This is a genomic window from Paenibacillus sp. J45TS6 (assembly GCF_018403285.1).
In the GTDB taxonomy this organism is placed as follows: Bacteria; Bacillota; Bacilli; order Paenibacillales; family Paenibacillaceae; genus Paenibacillus.
The window spans coordinates 209,097-224,910 of the sequence record NZ_BOSJ01000006.1; the positions used below are offsets into that span (position 1 = coordinate 209,097).

General features: G+C 42.9%; 16 protein-coding genes. 14 read left to right on the forward strand and 2 right to left on the reverse strand.

The features are described 5' to 3' along the window. The first annotated feature begins 185 nt into the window (after window positions 1-185). From hrpB to KJS58_RS11620, 3 genes are all read left to right on the forward strand, one after another. The gene (gene hrpB, locus KJS58_RS11610; protein ID WP_213532662.1) at window positions 186-2,717 is read left to right on the forward strand and encodes an ATP-dependent helicase HrpB; all 2,532 of its coding nucleotides are present in this window, start codon (window positions 186-188) and stop codon (window positions 2,715-2,717) included. A 109-nt stretch (window positions 2,718-2,826) separates the two neighbouring features. Continuing rightward, window positions 2,827-3,432 (forward strand): general stress protein, encoded by a 606-nt coding sequence (locus KJS58_RS11615; RefSeq protein ID WP_213532663.1) that lies wholly within the window; start codon window positions 2,827-2,829, stop codon window positions 3,430-3,432. 155 nt (window positions 3,433-3,587) lie between these two features. Next, complete coding sequence (locus KJS58_RS11620; RefSeq protein WP_213532664.1) at window positions 3,588-4,742, forward strand: acyltransferase; 1,155 nt, start codon at window positions 3,588-3,590, stop codon at window positions 4,740-4,742. 66 nt (window positions 4,743-4,808) lie between these two features. On the opposite strand, the gene KJS58_RS11625 is transcribed toward KJS58_RS11620, so the two are convergent. Beyond that, a complete protein-coding gene (locus KJS58_RS11625) occupies window positions 4,809-5,831 on the reverse strand; it encodes a phosphotransferase family protein (protein WP_213532665.1) in 1,023 nt (340 codons plus the stop codon). Window positions 5,832-6,145: 314 nt separating this feature from the next. Between KJS58_RS11625 and KJS58_RS11630 the strand changes: the two genes are divergently transcribed. The 3 genes from KJS58_RS11630 to KJS58_RS11640 all read left to right on the forward strand — a co-directional run bounded on the left by KJS58_RS11630 (window position 6,146) and on the right by KJS58_RS11640 (window position 8,290). Beyond that, window positions 6,146-6,505 carry a replication termination protein gene (locus tag KJS58_RS11630; protein ID WP_213532666.1) on the forward strand — a complete coding sequence of 120 codons (360 nt, stop codon included), beginning with the start codon at window positions 6,146-6,148 and terminating at the stop codon, window positions 6,503-6,505. A 46-nt stretch (window positions 6,506-6,551) separates the two neighbouring features. Further along, on the forward strand, window positions 6,552-7,574 hold the full coding sequence (locus tag KJS58_RS11635; RefSeq protein WP_213532667.1) for a Gfo/Idh/MocA family protein: 1,023 nt from the start codon (window positions 6,552-6,554) through the stop codon (window positions 7,572-7,574). Window positions 7,575-7,732: 158 nt separating this feature from the next. Beyond that, on the forward strand, window positions 7,733-8,290 hold the full coding sequence (locus tag KJS58_RS11640; RefSeq protein WP_213532668.1) for an ArsR/SmtB family transcription factor: 558 nt from the start codon (window positions 7,733-7,735) through the stop codon (window positions 8,288-8,290). 60 nt (window positions 8,291-8,350) lie between these two features. On the opposite strand, the gene KJS58_RS11645 is transcribed toward KJS58_RS11640, so the two are convergent. Beyond that, window positions 8,351-8,929, reverse strand: coding sequence for a TraR/DksA C4-type zinc finger protein (locus KJS58_RS11645; protein ID WP_213532669.1), 579 nt, complete (start codon window positions 8,927-8,929; stop codon window positions 8,351-8,353). A gap of 250 nt (window positions 8,930-9,179) precedes the next feature. Between KJS58_RS11645 and KJS58_RS11650 the strand changes: the two genes are divergently transcribed. The 8 genes from KJS58_RS11650 to KJS58_RS11685 all read left to right on the forward strand — a co-directional run bounded on the left by KJS58_RS11650 (window position 9,180) and on the right by KJS58_RS11685 (window position 15,773). Beyond that, window positions 9,180-9,563 carry a DivIVA domain-containing protein gene (locus tag KJS58_RS11650; RefSeq protein ID WP_213532670.1) on the forward strand — a complete coding sequence of 128 codons (384 nt, stop codon included), beginning with the start codon at window positions 9,180-9,182 and terminating at the stop codon, window positions 9,561-9,563. A gap of 47 nt (window positions 9,564-9,610) precedes the next feature. Beyond that, a complete protein-coding gene (locus KJS58_RS11655; RefSeq protein WP_213532733.1) occupies window positions 9,611-10,108 on the forward strand; it encodes a metallophosphoesterase family protein in 498 nt (165 codons plus the stop codon). Window positions 10,109-10,316: 208 nt separating this feature from the next. After that, the gene (locus KJS58_RS11660) at window positions 10,317-11,198 is read left to right on the forward strand and encodes a sugar phosphate isomerase/epimerase family protein (protein ID WP_213532671.1); all 882 of its coding nucleotides are present in this window, start codon (window positions 10,317-10,319) and stop codon (window positions 11,196-11,198) included. 2 nt (window positions 11,199-11,200) lie between these two features. After that, the gene (locus KJS58_RS11665; RefSeq protein WP_213532672.1) at window positions 11,201-12,370 is read left to right on the forward strand and encodes a Gfo/Idh/MocA family protein; all 1,170 of its coding nucleotides are present in this window, start codon (window positions 11,201-11,203) and stop codon (window positions 12,368-12,370) included. 76 nt (window positions 12,371-12,446) lie between these two features. Continuing rightward, entirely contained in the window at window positions 12,447-13,532 is a 1,086-nt protein-coding gene (locus KJS58_RS11670; protein WP_213532673.1) for a Gfo/Idh/MocA family protein, read from the forward strand. Between the two features lie 98 nt (window positions 13,533-13,630). Further along, a complete protein-coding gene (locus KJS58_RS11675) occupies window positions 13,631-14,497 on the forward strand; it encodes an AraC family transcriptional regulator (protein ID WP_213532674.1) in 867 nt (288 codons plus the stop codon). Between the two features lie 128 nt (window positions 14,498-14,625). Then, window positions 14,626-15,387: an acyl-[acyl-carrier-protein] thioesterase gene (locus KJS58_RS11680; RefSeq protein WP_249717221.1), complete on the forward strand. Its 762-nt coding sequence runs from the start codon at window positions 14,626-14,628 to the stop codon at window positions 15,385-15,387. Window positions 15,388-15,509: 122 nt separating this feature from the next. Beyond that, window positions 15,510-15,773, forward strand: coding sequence for a hypothetical protein (locus KJS58_RS11685; RefSeq protein WP_374705805.1), 264 nt, complete (start codon window positions 15,510-15,512; stop codon window positions 15,771-15,773). Window positions 15,774-15,814: the final 41 nt, after the last annotated feature.

Here is a 15,814-nt window from a genome sequence, read left to right on the forward strand (position 1 = left end):
ACCGTTTCCCTTGCGGGAGGCGGTTTTTTTCGCTATTTTATATACATTACACTAAGCTACACGTTTGTTTATTGCTGGAACAGCGAGGGATTTATCAGAATCCTGCTTTAGCTATGTATGAGTCTAAGATTCGTGCAAAGCTGGAAGATTAACAATCATGGAGACATGGAGAAAAGAGATTTAAAATGCGAAAAACGATATGGAATCAAGATCACAACCTTCCGATTCATCAAGTCATTCCCGACATCAAAAGCACGCTTATGCAAAAAACTTCGGCTGTTCTTGTTGCTGAACCCGGGGCTGGGAAAACAACCGTCGTTCCTCTAGCTTTATTAGAAGAAGAATGGATGATTCACAAAAAGATAATCATGCTTGAACCTCGAAGACTGGCTGCTAGGAATGCCGCAATGAGAATGGCAAAAAGTATAGGTGAACCTGTTGGGAAAACAGTAGGCTATCGGGTTCGGATGGACAGTAAGGTAAGCAGTGATACTCGAATCGAAGTGGTAACCGAAGGAATCTTAACGCGAATGCTGCAACATGATCAGGCACTCGAAGAGGTGGGGCTTCTTATTTTTGATGAGTTCCATGAACGCAATTTACATGGTGACTTGGCTTTGGCACTCGCACTGGAGTGTCAATCTGTACTCAGGGAAGATTTACGGATCCTAGTCATGTCCGCGACGCTTGAAGCTGAACCTGTAACTTCTCTGCTCGGTGATGCTGCGCTGATTACTTGTAAGGGAAGAACCTTTCCAGTAGAAACGAAGTATATGCCAAAGCTTCATAATATGGATATGGAGGCGCATATGGCACAGGTTATTCCCCTTGCCTTACGTCAGCAAGAAGGGCATGTCCTGGCTTTTCTACCTGGGGCAAAAGAAATTCACCGCGTGATGAGAATGCTAGAAGGACAGAATTTAGATCCAAATATAAAGGTGTATCCGCTTTATGGTGCTTTATCGCAGCAAGAACAGGACCGTGCAATCTTAACTCCAGGTACAGGAGAGCGAAAAGTGATTCTTGCTACCACTATCGCGGAATCCAGTTTAACCATTGAAGGGATTGGAGCGGTAGTAGACAGCGGCTTAAGAAAAGATTCTGTCTTTTCTTCACGTTCCGGTATGAGCCGATTAGTGACGATTCCGATCTCCAAAGCTTCCGCGGACCAGCGAAAGGGCCGGGCAGGAAGAACAGCAGAGGGGATATGCTACCGCTTATGGAGTGCATCAGAGCAGGATGCCAAACCAGAAAAGAACCGACCCGAGATTCTCACTGCGGATCTTGCTCCTGTAGCGCTTGAACTTGCGGTGTGGGGCGTGCAGAACCCGGACGATTTACGCTGGCTTGATGTGCCGCCTGCGGGCGCTTATGAGGCAGCAACTGCGCTGCTGCAGCAGCTGGGCTGCCTGGATGACCGCGGCCATGCAACGAGCCGCGGCAAACAAATAGCGGGGATGGGGACACATCCCCGCATTGGACACATGCTGCTGCAAGCTGCGAAGCTAGGACTGGCCAGGGATGCCAGTCTGCTGGGCGCGCTATTGCAGCAAGGATCATCCCGCCTGCTGGTCCCGAGGGCGGGATGGGATCTTCGTCCGCAGCTAGAACATCTGCGGACAACCTCTGCTGCCGGCTTTGCCTCGGCAGCCTCCCAAGATGAGGCCTCGCTGCGCAGCCTCATCCAAGAGAGCCGCCAGCTGTACAGAGAGGTAGAGACACTCCAGACAGAAGGCGAGTCTCTACCTCCGCAGGAAAGCTGCGGCTTACTGCTTGCCTTTGCCTATCCGGAACGGATCGGGCAAAGAAGAGAAGATGGCCGCTATTTCCTTGCAAGCGGCCGGGGTGTGCGGGCCTCTTCTGCGATGAGCGGTCTCACTGCTCCTTATATCGTTGTTGCAGAAGCTGATGACCAAGGAGCGGATGGACTTATTCGAACATGCGCTCCGCTTGCGCTTGCAGATATCTACACTTATTTAAAAGAACTCATTTCAACCCAAGAAAAAGTGTTCTGGGATAAAAACACACGCAGTGTGCGATCCTTGAAATGGCAGAAACGTGGAGAGATTATCCTGAAAGAAATGGCTTATCCGAGTCCGCCTGAAGAAGATATTTTACAAGCATTATTAACAGGAATAAGAGAAGAAGGATTGTCTGTCTTTTCTATGAATAAAACCACTCATCAGTTAGTGGAACGGATGCAATTTTTGCATAGCGTAAATCCTGCTTGGCCGGATCTTTCGGGTTCCGCTCTGCTTGAATACCTACTTAATCATATCCCGCCTTACTTGGCAGGGGTGCGCTCCGCAGCTGGATTACAGCAGATATCCATTACATCCGTACTCTTAGACAGCTTATCCTGGGAAGAACGACAGACACTTGAGAAGGAAGCTCCTACCCATTACACCGTACCCAGCGGCTCTAAGATTCCTATCAGATATGATGGACAAGGGGCTCCATATATTGCTGTCAGACTGCAGGAAATGTTTGGACTTACAGAAAGCCCGCGACTGGGAGAAGGGCGTGTTCCCCTAACGCTTCATTTACTATCCCCTGCGCAAAGACCTGTACAAGTTACTTCGGATCTGAACAGTTTTTGGCGAGAAGGTTATTACGAGGTGAAGAAGGATCTGAAAGGGCGTTATCCTAAACATTACTGGCCGGAAGATCCACTACAGGCAGTAGCGACAAACCGTGTTAAACCGAAAGGAAAATAGCCTGGGTAACCCCACAAGAAGCACTTTATATTTGGCGTTTATTGTTTCGACCTTGTAAAGAAGGGTAATTAACAAGCACAGATTACTTTTTGATGAGGAGGAAATGATAATGGCTAACAAAACTAAAAAAGTTGTAGGGGTATTTCAGACCGAACAAGAAGCTGCACGGGCAATTGAACAGTTACAAGACCGAGGATATCACAACAGTGAAATTTCGGTGATTACACGAAGTAAAGACGATATGAGAGCAATCGAATCGGAGACGGGTACGAAAGCTCCGGAAGGCGTGGCAGCGGGTGCAGCTACGGGCGGTGTGCTTGGTGGTCTAGCTGGATTGTTTGCAGGAATTGGTGCCCTCGCGATTCCAGGAATTGGGCCGATTTTGGCAGCAGGGCCGATAGCAGCTACTCTAACCGGTGCAGCAGTGGGTGCTGGTGCAGGCGGGTTAGTTGGCGGATTAGTGGGTCTTGGTATTCCAGAAGATGAAGCTGAGGAATATGAAAGAAATGTAGACGAAGGGCATATCCTCGTACTCGTAGATCAAAAAGGTACAGATCGTGAAATCCACGGGATTTTCCGAGATAATCGGTCGCTAAATGCAGATCGTTACCGTGATTATGAGGAAGAAAATAATCTTCCAGGTCCTGATCGTGTTGCAAGAGACCGGGTGGAAGAGGAAGCAATCAAAACCAATATGGATCGCACCATTCGATAACAAATAAGTAATCTCATCATAAAGCAGTAATATGAACCTCTCAAGCCTTCTGGCTAGGGAGGTTTTATCTGTTATATCGTCAATGCTAGATTTCGTGTATGATTGATTCTTAACAACGAAATAAAATAATAAATGTATGAATTCATGGAGGATATGTGTCAAGTAAACCAAGAATAACAGCGATCGAAACGTTACGGGGAATGTCTTTCCTCGCCGTAGTTCTACAGCACTCTATCGCTCATTATGCATATGTACCTGGAGTTACCTATACAGATGGTGTAATGATGTCTGTGCTTCTTATGTTATCAAAATTTGCAGTGCCTGCTTTTCTCTTTATTACGGGCATGGTGCTCTTCTACAATTATGAAGACCGATTTACAAGCGGTACTTTTATAAAACGAAGAATCACCGATATCTTTCTTCCCTATTTGATATGGTCCCTGATTTATATTCTTTTCTATGCGTGGCAGACAGCCGGACTGGCTGGTTTTAGTTCATTGGATCTGGGGGGAATCCTCACGAAGCTGCTGACGGGAAAAAGCAGTTATCACTTGTGGTATATCATTATGATTATGCAGCTCTATTTACTGTTTCCGATCATCCGCCAAGGTGTATTGCTGCTAAGAAATAAATATAGGGAAACGGTCTTACTTACCTTTTTGCTGATGATGGGTGTTATTTATTTTATTCTCATGTTTTATCGTGGAAAGATTGGAGTCATAGCCGAAGTTGCTGATATCCCATTCATCACTCCGTGGCTCACGATATATGCAGATCGAAATGTCTTGTATTTTTTCTTTTACTTTTTGCTTGGCGCTGCTGCGGGATTATATCCGAAATGGTGGCAGTCTATTGTATGGAAATCGAGAATGATAATGGTTCCTCTCTTTATGTTGTTCACGGCTTACTATGTCTACGATCTTTCTCGTCAATTTCTTACCCCGGATGGACTGCATATTCAATTTAATCGAGTCTCTTTATTGAGACCGGACATGGCATTATATCTTGTGATCTCCTTATTTGTTGTTTATTTCATAGCGATGAGACTGCCTGAAGGAAAATGTTCTCGCCTATTTGCTACTATAGGAAATTTGTCATTTGGTGCTTACCTTATGCATGCGCTGATGCTAATCGGTACATATAAGATAGAAGCCGTCCTATATCCAAACTGGAATGTACCGTGGAAAATGCTATTTACCTGGTTGATCGCTTCTTTATTATCCCTTGGTGCAACACGGTTAATCGCTTATTTAAAGATTGGAAAGTGGGCTGTGGGCATTCATATCCCAACAAGGAAAAATAACAGATGATGAAAAATTCATAATAGTTATGAAAAGATCCTGAGTGCTCGCGTATATACGAGTACCCAGGATTTTTTAGTATATTGACGTGACGATATCTAGATGATGAGAAGCAAATTCCCGAAAGGTCATTGGATTTTTGTTGTCATACTGTCCAGTAGCATGAATTTCTCCCCATTTGAGAACCAGACTGTATAAGAAATGGATAGAAAGACGGGATGAGATATCATTAGGAGAACTAGGAAGACCCGCGTTTTGAAGATAAGAAGAGAGAAAGAAACCAGCTCTTTTTTGCTGCCCTTTCCATAGCAGTTGATTGGTGAACTTAACGACGTCTGCGAGTGGATCACCAAAATAAGCGGTCGTAAAATCAATAATACCACTCACTTCCCATTCGCCGGCATTTTGCTGAATCAAGATATTTTCTGACTTGTAATCTCCCATAACAAACGAATACATCTCTATATCACAGAAGGAGGGCTCTGCTGCACTTATTTTTTCGTGAACCCAGTCCATATCTGCATCTTCAATAGGGGAGTATTTTTTGGCGTCTTCGAGCCAGTATAAGATTTGCTCCTTAGAAAAGGAGTAGAGACCCTGATGGAAGGGGCGTAGATCTTCGGTTTCTGGATCATATTCACCAGCTTCTTTTGTTCTCCAGGTGTGAAGTTCAAGAAGCGCAGCAGCAAGCTTAGATAGGATCACTTGATCTTCTTCTTCAGACAGAGCAAGTTTATCCAGATCATGATAATGAACCCCAGGCAGAAGAGGCATGATTACATACGAATAGCCGAAAAGGTCCTCCGCTGAGTCGATAATGTAAGGCACTGGAACGGGAGCTTTGGTATGTATTTTAAGCTGCTGAATCATAAACTGTTCTTCTTTCCATTGTCCTGGGTAAAGAGGATTTCCCTTAAATACATAATCTCCTGTTGAGGTATGAATAAATAGAGTTTGCTTCATCACTCCGTGCTCTGTCGGCTTGTAGGAGTGTAAAGTACCGAGTGCCCAGCGAGATAACATCTCTTGAATGGTATGCTGCTGAACGTTCGTAATTCGCGGAGCAGAAAAATAAATGCGGGTCGTCAGAATAACCACTCCTTTTATTTGATTTCCTTATTTTACAATAAATGATATAGAAATAGAGAGATTAAAAAAGAAATTTAAATATACTTACTATAAAAATACAAATAATTCAATATTTTCAATATATGAAAAATTCACAAAAGAAGTTCAAAACAGCTCCCCAGCTACTCTTCATATAAAACTTCATAAAATTGCCTCATATTCACTATGTTATATTTCCTGTCACAAAATGCATGTACGGAAAAATAGAAGGATGTCAAGACATAAAAAGAGGTTTATAATGGAACAAAGATGGTTATTTGATTGTAATGAGAGGAGGACATCAGTTGGCTTTTATGATATCCCAGCGTGCATTTATTAAACTTTATTTAATTACCATGGTCGAGCAGCACAGAGGTTACGGCTATGAAATGCTGGAAGCCATGAAGGATGAATTCAAAGGGTTTGGTTATGTTCCCCCTCAGAGTGAAGTTTATCGAGCCTTACATGAATTGGTTCAGGAAGGTGTGTTTTATCGAACCAAGCGATTAAAGGGAAACGACCCTCGCGTCGATTTCCAAGAGATCGTATTATATCACTTTACGGATGATGGAGAAGAAAAAGCCTCTTTATATAAAAAGCAGGTAAAGGTCGATTTGGACAGGTGTCTTGGGATGCTTAATAAAGCAGAGCGAGATAACTTTTAGGACTCGCGGGAAAGCGGTTCATCTGTAACAGAAAGGGAGAATAGCGATGAGTGAGCTGATCAGATGGGGAATTTTAAGTACGGCGAAGATTGGCATAAATGCAGTGATACCTGCTTTACAGCAATCGGAACGGGGTCAGGTCGTAGCTATTGCCAGCCGGGATGAGAGCCGGGCAGCAGAAATTGCGGCAGAATTAAATATTCCAAAAGCATATGGAAGCTATGATGCACTGCTTGCAGATGAAGAGATTGATGCTGTGTATATTCCAGTGCCGAATCATCTGCATATGGAGTGGACGATTCGAGCAGCGCAAGCGGGTAAACACGTATTATGTGAGAAGCCTGCAGCACTGAACGAAGAACAGGTTACTCAAATGATTGATGCGTGTAAGACAGCAAATGTCGTTTTTGCAGAAGCTTTCATGTATCGATATCATCCTAAACACCAACGCGTGAAAGAGATCATCGAGAGTGGAGAAATTGGAGAGGTTCGCGCCATTCATGCCAATTTCACCTATAATAATTGTGATGATAAAGAAAATGTTCGTTTTAAAAACGACATGGGCGGGGGTTCTCTTTACGATGTTGGCGTCTATCCTATTTCAGCAGCGCGTATGTTCCTTGAGGAAGAACCAGAGGCAGTTACCGTACACGCTTTATTCTCCCCAGAACATGATGATGTTGATATGATGGCATCGGGACTTGTTGAATTTCCGAACAAAGTCGCACTGACGTTTGATTGTGGGATGTGGGCTTGTGCGAGAGCAGAATTTGAAATACTCGGGACAAAAGGAAGAATTGAACTTCCAAAAGTATTCGGCTGGGAGAACAGCGATATTCCTCCGCAGATTATTATTCATACCGATCATGTCACTCGGGAAGAACGAGTTTCTGTGTCGAATTCTTTTGTACTTCAAGCAGAGGCCTTTGCAGATGCTGTTCTTGACGGCAAACCGCTCCCTTTTGGACCGGAAGATGCAGTTCATAATATAAGGGTCATTGAAGCCTGCCTAGCGTCTGCTCGTAAAAGGGAACGAGTCACCTTGCCAGCAATGGTCCCTGTTTTTTAACACTCTTCTGTTCTAGTATTGTTCCATAAAATGATAGATATCTATAGAAAACGCCTCCGATAGGATGTATATCCATAAGGGGCGTTTTTGGTAGTTTTGACCCGTGCATCCGTACACTCTATAATAGTCATCAATCCTTATTAAAGGTGGGATCATTCATGGATGTAAAAGTTTTGTCTACTACGGAAGAGATTAAGATCTATTCGGATCCTTATCGTTTGAGGATTTTACATGTATTTCGCCGGTTTGGTAAGCCGGCTACGGTGAAGGAAATTGCTGATGAACTTGGAGAACTTCCTGCTAAAGTACATTATCATGTTAAGAAATTAGAGAAAATTGGTCTGTTAACTTTGGTAAATACAAAAGAAATTAACGGGATTATTGCAAAATATTATGCCGTTTTTTCTGGAGAAATAGAGATCGGACAGAAACATACAGAAAATGCAGAAATACAAGAAGTAGTTAAGGGAGAAAATGTTCAGCACCTGAATGAGTTATTTGACCGTCATAAAATCAACTATGTAGAGCGGACATCCGAGGATGCTTCCTCTGTACAGTTGTTTAATCGTACGCTGTATATGACAGAGGAAGAAGCAAAAGTCTTACAGCAAGAAATAATTCGATTATGTGAACCTTATTTCAGTAAACGGAAAGAAAAAGAGAAAGAGAAGGCGAGCTATGATCTCTTTGCTAGTTTTGTCCGTAATCCTCATTAATAACAGTGAAGAAGAACCTTTCCAGAGATGGAAAGGTTCTTCTCACATGGTGGTCAAGGATTACATATCATCATAATTTGTAACGTCTCTTTTTGTTGAAGTAGCCGGTGAATCGGAGTTACCGAAGTCTTCTACTGTTTCCCATGCATTCGCATTATCAAATTTACCGGCATTACGCTGGCTGATTTCTCCTGCACCCCGTGGAGGAGGGGTCATGACTTGTTCCTCTACAGGCCGTGTATCGTTAAGATCTCCTTCCTGCACTTTGGCCGCATCCTCTACACAAAGTGTTGTATACGGTAGTGCTTCAAGTCTTTCAAAGGGGATGGGTTTACCGCATATTTCACATTTGCCGTATGAGCCTGCTTCTATTTGATCAAGAGCATGATTAATTTGATCGAGTTCATTGCTTTGGTGCTCATCTACAGCTAGATCACGTGCGCGTTCAAAGGTTTCTGTACCTAAGTCGGCAGGATGATTATCAACAGCAGATAATTCTCCTATAGATTCCCTAAGAGAGTCGGGTTCGTCCTCAGAGCTCTCTCGGTTAATATCAAAATGATTCTGAATGGATTCTTTCTCTTCAAGAAGTCGTTCTTGTAATGTTTTTAATTCTGTTTTTGTAAGTGCTGCTGTCATGATTAACGTCTCCCTTCAAGATTTCGATTGTGTCATCTAATTACCCTGTTTTACGGAATTACAACCAAGTCTATGAATGTCGGCTATTTCACCTATGATATTTGGATAAGAAGTAAATTTATGGCGCATAAAGCCAGGTTTTATACGGAATCGTTTTCTTAATCGCGTAAATTATGATATAAAATAGAAGGAACCTTTGTCTGAAGAGGGAAGGGGTTTCCTTAGGAAAGATGTAATGGGGGTCGTTATGATGGATGAACATATGAAGCGTCGTTTAGATAAGCAAAAACAATTATTTAAACAGCTCGGCATTCAACTGGATGCTCTATCAATCCATGAAAAGCAATTTAATTATAAACTCAGAGGTTATGATCCAGATGAGGTGGATGAATTTTTGGACCTTGTTATTAAGGATTATGAACGTTTCTATGCCCATATTTCGGATTTGATGGATAAATGGCAAGAGCAGCAGTATACGATTCGAAGTATGAAAAATGCTCCAAAACCGGAAGCAGATCCAAATCTGATTGATCGTAAACAACTCGAAGAAGTAGTGAAGCAGCTCGAATACAGCATTCGTCAATTAAAAGGAAAAATGCCTCGGCCGGAAGCGAGAGATCCATATCTTGACTAAGTAAGTCATAGTAACCATTCATTTTTAATGAAGGAGACACGAATATGATCAAAATAACTGTTCTATCCGATACACATATGCCAAGAATGTCCAAGGCACTGCCAGCTCCGCTGCTTCATGATATTCAAGATTCTGACCTTATCTTTCATGCGGGTGACTGGAGTGACATGTCAGTCTATGAAGAACTCTCATCTATGGGTAAGGTACATGGGGTGACAGGGAATACGGACCTTATTATGTTAAGGGGCATTCTACCTGAGCAAACGATTGTAGAAGCAGGAGGAAAGCGTTTTGGGCTCGTACATGGACATCTTGGAAAAGGGAATACCGAAGCGAATGCGCTAGCTGCATTCAGTGGAGAAGAGGTAGATTGTATTATTTTTGGACATTCTCATATCCCTTTATTAAAACAGCATGGTAACTGTATATTGTTTAATCCAGGTTCACCGACAGACAAACGAAGACAACAGCAATATTCACATGGCGTGATCACGATCGATGGCGACATTCATGCAGAACATGTTTTTTATGATCATAAGTCTTAAAACGTACTTTTTTATAAAATTTTCTAAATAACGCAAACCCCCTATTCGCAGGACTAGAGGGGTTTGCGTTATTTTATTTGCATGAGAGTGTTCACCTTCCTCTATTCGTTATCTGAGGTTCTTCTGTTGGGGAGGTAACGTATCTGCGCCATTAAAGTGATGCTACGATAGTACATGAATACGCTTTTATTTGAGAGGAGGGCTCAAAATGAAGTTATCCGTATTTACCGTAGCAACCCCGGATATGATGCCAAAGGAACTGGTAAAGGCTGCATCTGTTGCCGGAATCGAAGGCATTGAATGGAGATACAAAGGAATTCCAGATGAGGTACGGGCGGAAACACCTTCCTTTTGGGGAAGAAATCTCGCGTCGATTGATCCAGCTGGAACGAACGATAACATTCTGGATATACGAAACTTAACAGCGCAAGCAGGACTGACCTCTATTGCACTCGTACCTTATTTATCGGTATCAGATCTTTCTTCTACTGAGCAGGCATTTGAAGCGGCACGTGTTTTAGGAGCTTCTATGATGAGAGTAGGTGTTCCTTCTTATAACAGAACGGAAAACTATCATGAATTGTATAAACGGGCGGATGCTTACTTGTCCGAAGTTCAGGAAATGTCCCGAACCTATGGTGTAAAGGCCCTTGTCGAAACACACCATGGAACCATTGCCCCGAGTGCTTCGCTCGCTTATCGTCTGGTGTCCCGTTTTGATCCCGATCATGTGGGTGTTTTATATGATCCGGGAAACATGGTACATGAAGGATTTGAGAATTACAGAATGGGTCTCGAGATGCTTGGTCCTTATCTTGCACATGTCCATGTCAAAAATGCGGTTTGGAATAAGAAAGAAGGAATAAGTGGCACTACTGATTCCGTGGAGTTGGAGTATGAGTGTAACTGGTCGCCATTACTTGGTGGAATAGTGCCGTGGAGTCAGGTGCTCCGAGACTTGGTATCTGTAGATTACAAAGGGTATTTAGGGATCGAGGATTTTAGTCAAAGTCTTTCTTCAGAGGAAATGCTAAAAAATTTCAGTCATCAAATGAAAGCGCTTCTTGGCGAGATACGGGCGGAGGTATAGTTATGGAATTCGTAAGGGTTGGCGTTATAGGGATCGGTAATATGGGCTCTTCACATGCATTGACGCTGGTGAAAGGTCAGATAGAAGGAGCCGTTCTAAGTGCTGTATGTGATGCCAGAGATTCAGCCAGGGTATGGGCGGAACAAACACTGCCAGAAGGTATCAAATTCTATAATGAACCTTCCGAGATGCTGCAATCGGGTATGATCGATGCTGTTATCGTGGCAACACCACATTATCACCATGCGGAGCAGGCAATCGCAGCATTCGATAGCAAGATTCATGTACTTATTGAGAAACCAGCGGGTGTATATACCAAGCAAGTGCGTGAGATGAATGAAGCAGCAGCAAGAAGCGGAAAAGTATTTTCCATCATGTATAATCAGCGTACGAATCCGCTGTATATCAAACTGAAAGAATTGATCTCATCTGGTGAACTGGGAGAGATTAGACGAACGAACTGGATCATTACGAACTGGTACCGCTCGCAGTGTTATTACAATTCAGGAGGCTGGCGTGCTACCTGGGCTGGTGAAGGCGGCGGGGTGCTGATTAACCAAGATCCTCATCAACTGGATTTATGGCAGTGGGCAACCGGTATGATGCCGAAGCGAATTCGTGCATTTTGTTCTTTTGGTAAATACCGTGATATAGAAGTGGAAGATGACGTAACGGCTTATGTAGAGTACGAAAACGGAGCTACCGGTGTATTTGTTACGACCACTGGAGATGCTCCGGGTACGAATCGTTTTGAGATCACAGGCGACCGCGGGAAGATTGTAATCGAAGATGGAGAGATGACATTCTGGCAGCTTAGTGAACCGGAGAGCGAATTTAACAAACGAAACACGGATGCTTTTGGCAAACCTGAATATATAAAAAAGAAAATCCCTACTCCGGGGATCGAGACAGGACATCCTGGTATTATTCAGAATTTTATCGATGCTATTCTAGAACAGAAACCGCTGATCGCTCCAGGAGAAGAAGGGATTAATGGGCTTACCTTATCGAATGCAATGTATTTGTCTACTTGGACTGATGATTGGGTGGAACTTCCTATCGATGAAGAGTTATTTTATGAGCAGCTGCAAGACCGAATCCGCAATTCTAAGGTTAGCAAATCCGAAGGATACGAACAGACACAACCCGTTGATCTGAAAGGTACCTTCTAATTTGATGAAGTGATCTACCTAAAAACCATTTAGCTGATACACGAGTAAATGTCCAAAGAAGAATAGGAGGATTCTCATGAGTGCAAGGGATGGAATGATATACTCCCCTCGGAGTGCAGCGCAGAAGGCGGTATGTGGTCCTGGAGAATTTATATTTGCCGCAGCAGCTTTGGATCATGGACATATTTACGGTATGTGCGGGAGTTTAATTACGGCGGGGGCAGAACTTAGATGGGTGTACGACAAAGACCCTGAGAAAATAAAATCATTCATTCAGCGGTATCCCGGAGTCAAAGCTGCTAGATCGCTGGAAGAAATATTGCAAGATTCCGATGTGAAGATGGTGGCGGCAGCGGCCATCCCTTCAGAACGGAGCGATCTTGGGCTTGCTGTAATGGATGCAGGGAAAGATTATTTCACCGACAAAACACCGTTTACCACACTGGATCAGCTGGAAGCTGCTCGTAGAAAGACAAAAGAAACAGGCCAAAAATATATGGTCTACTATAGTGAACGTCTTCATGTAGAAAGCGCGGTATATGCAGGGCAGCTTATTGACCAGGGCGCGATTGGACGCGTTATTCAGGTCATGGGGACAGGACCTCACAGGCTCAATGCAGCTAGTCGTCCAGATTGGTTTTTTCGTAAATCGCAATATGGAGGCATTCTTTGTGACATTGGCAGCCATCAGGTGGAGCAGTTTCTTAGTTTTTCCTCCTGTCAGGACGCAAAAGTGATGTACAGCCGGGCTGTTAATCTACATCATCCTGCATATCCGGAGCTTGAAGACTTTGGAGAAGCTTCACTCGTTGGCAATAACGGAGCTTCCGGTTATTTTCGAGTGGACTGGTTCACGCCAGATGGTCTGTCTACCTGGGGAGATGGGAGAACGACAATTCTCGGTACAGACGGATATATTGAACTAAGAAAGTATACGGATATTGCGAGGGAACAAGAAGGCGATCAAGTATATCTTGTGAATCACGAGGGAGAATATCGCTTCGGAGTAAAAGGAAAGGTAGGGTATCCTTTCTTTGGTCAATTGATACTCGATTGCTTACATCGGACGGAGAACGCGATGACACAAGATCATGCTTTTAAAGCAGCTGAATTATGTCTGATTGCTCAGCAGCAAGCAGAGCAGCTTACCTTGGCTAAATAATTGTAAGATCGCAGGACAATGACTATAACAGCGGCAGACCGCATCATGTTACAATGGAGCCTAAGAATAGGGTAACGATTAAAGGAGTGACCTTACGATTGGCTTACACATTGCAGATGAAGGAGCCGCTTAATTTTAATTACCTAAATTGTGAACCCTTACATATCGAGGCGGGAGATGGATTTCATTCGCACCCTTACTATGAAATTTATTATTTTCACACGGGTAAATGCAACTATATTATTGGGGATCGAATTCATGTACTTGAACCAGGGGATTTGATTCTTATGCATGGAATGACGTTGCATCAGGCACACCCCGAAACTGTTGTACCGTATGTCCGTACTACGCTTCATTTTTATCCTTCCGTAATTGAAGAATATGCACAGCCCGAGAAAGCAAAAAGGCTCCTTGAACCTTTTGAAAGACTAAACAACGAAGTGATTCATCTCTCTAAAGCACAGCAAATGGAAGTGGAGTTGATCTTCACTCAGATGAATGAGTTATTTCTGAACCACGAGGGGCAAGATTGGACCTATGATCGTTTTGTATTTAAGTTATGCGATTTTCTTGTGATGACTGCACATTTCTCTGAAACGGCGATGAAGCATCGAAGGATTTTATCAGATAAAGAGGAACATCTGCAGCGGATCATTACCTATCTCGAAGTACATTATATGGAAGAAATGAATCTTTCCGATATTTCGAGTGCACTTCATTTATCTAAACCTTATATGGCTGCCCTGTTTAAAGATTTAACCGGTACAACGATCATCAAGTATTTATATCAAAGACGGATTAACCAAGCCAAACTGTTATTTCGCCTTCAGCCTGATCTCAGTGTAACGGAAGTCAGTCGCAAAGCAGGTTTCAAACAGATCTCTCACTTTAGCCGTACATTTAAGCAAGCGGCGGGCTGCACACCTGAAGCTTATCGAACCAGCCAGGTATCCCGTTTACGTTAACTAATTCCTTTATTCTAACTCACGATCTTTTATACGATGATGACAGTCACGATTTGCCTTTCTTTCACGATAAGGAGTAAAGTGTTACTTGAAAGTGAATAAAGGATGTGAATAAAATCGTGAATGAAATGAACAATGAAATCAAGAATAAAATGATGAATGAAAAAGGAATCGAAACATTCATTGTAAGTTCTAGTCAAGCTGATACGGAATCGAAAATAAAACTATCCGCCTTGCTGGAACGATTGCAGGATGGTGCTGACCGGCATTTACAGCAGCTTGGGATTACGATTTCTGAAATGCTGCGTGACGGTTTTGGATGGATGCTGATGACTATGGATCTGACAATTACACAGCACCCTGTACTTGAGGAAAAGATGGAACTGACCACGTGGTCTAAGGGTTACCGGGGAGTTGTCTGGTTAAGAGATTACGAATTAATAGGAGCTTCAGGAGCGGCAGGATATGCTCGTTCGGCCTGGACGCTTGTGGATATTAACAAACGAAAAATTATGCGTCCAACTGCTTTTCCATATGAGATTCCGATCGTAGAAGGAGAGGTTTCAGAGGGACCTCCCGATAAGGTAGCTGTTCCACAAGAGTTGGAAATGAAAAAAGCTTATGAATTCATTGCTACATATAGTCTTATGGACAGTAATGGCCATGTAAATAATGCCAAGTATGCAGATCTCTGTTACGATGCTTTAGAAGCAGATGAAGTTCGGAATCTGCGTATGAATCGATTTCGGATTACCTATCACCGAGAAGTGAAACTTGGTGAACAGGGGATAATCGAACGTTCCGATCTCATAGGTAAATCCATCTGGTTCAAAGGTATAAACGAAGAAGGAAAGATCATTTTTGAAGCAGAAATCCAGTTTGAAGTTTAAATATGAGAACACTGCGGAGTTACATTCTGTAGTGTTTTTTTATCTTGAAATAACCCTCATGTTTGAAATTTACTAGTTTATGGTAATGAATAACAAGTATAACGGAAAGGGAGGGATTCGTAATGAGTCAAGTTCCAGATCGTAATCAACCAGACAAGAACATAGATCCTGAACATAAAAAACAGAGTAACCACAACACAATGGACCACCCAGAACAGTATAAAACGGAGAAAGAAAGTCTATTTGATCGCTTTGAGGATGAACTAAATGTTGATCCTATTCCCATGGAAGATCTTAATTTAGAACAGCAGGAAGAAAAAGATAAGGAAGCGACAAAAAGCAATTCTTCGACAGAAGAAAAGTACCGTGCTGATTACCGAAAGTAAAGTCCATCTTAAATCGTTTTAAAAGTAGGTTTGTAGAGATC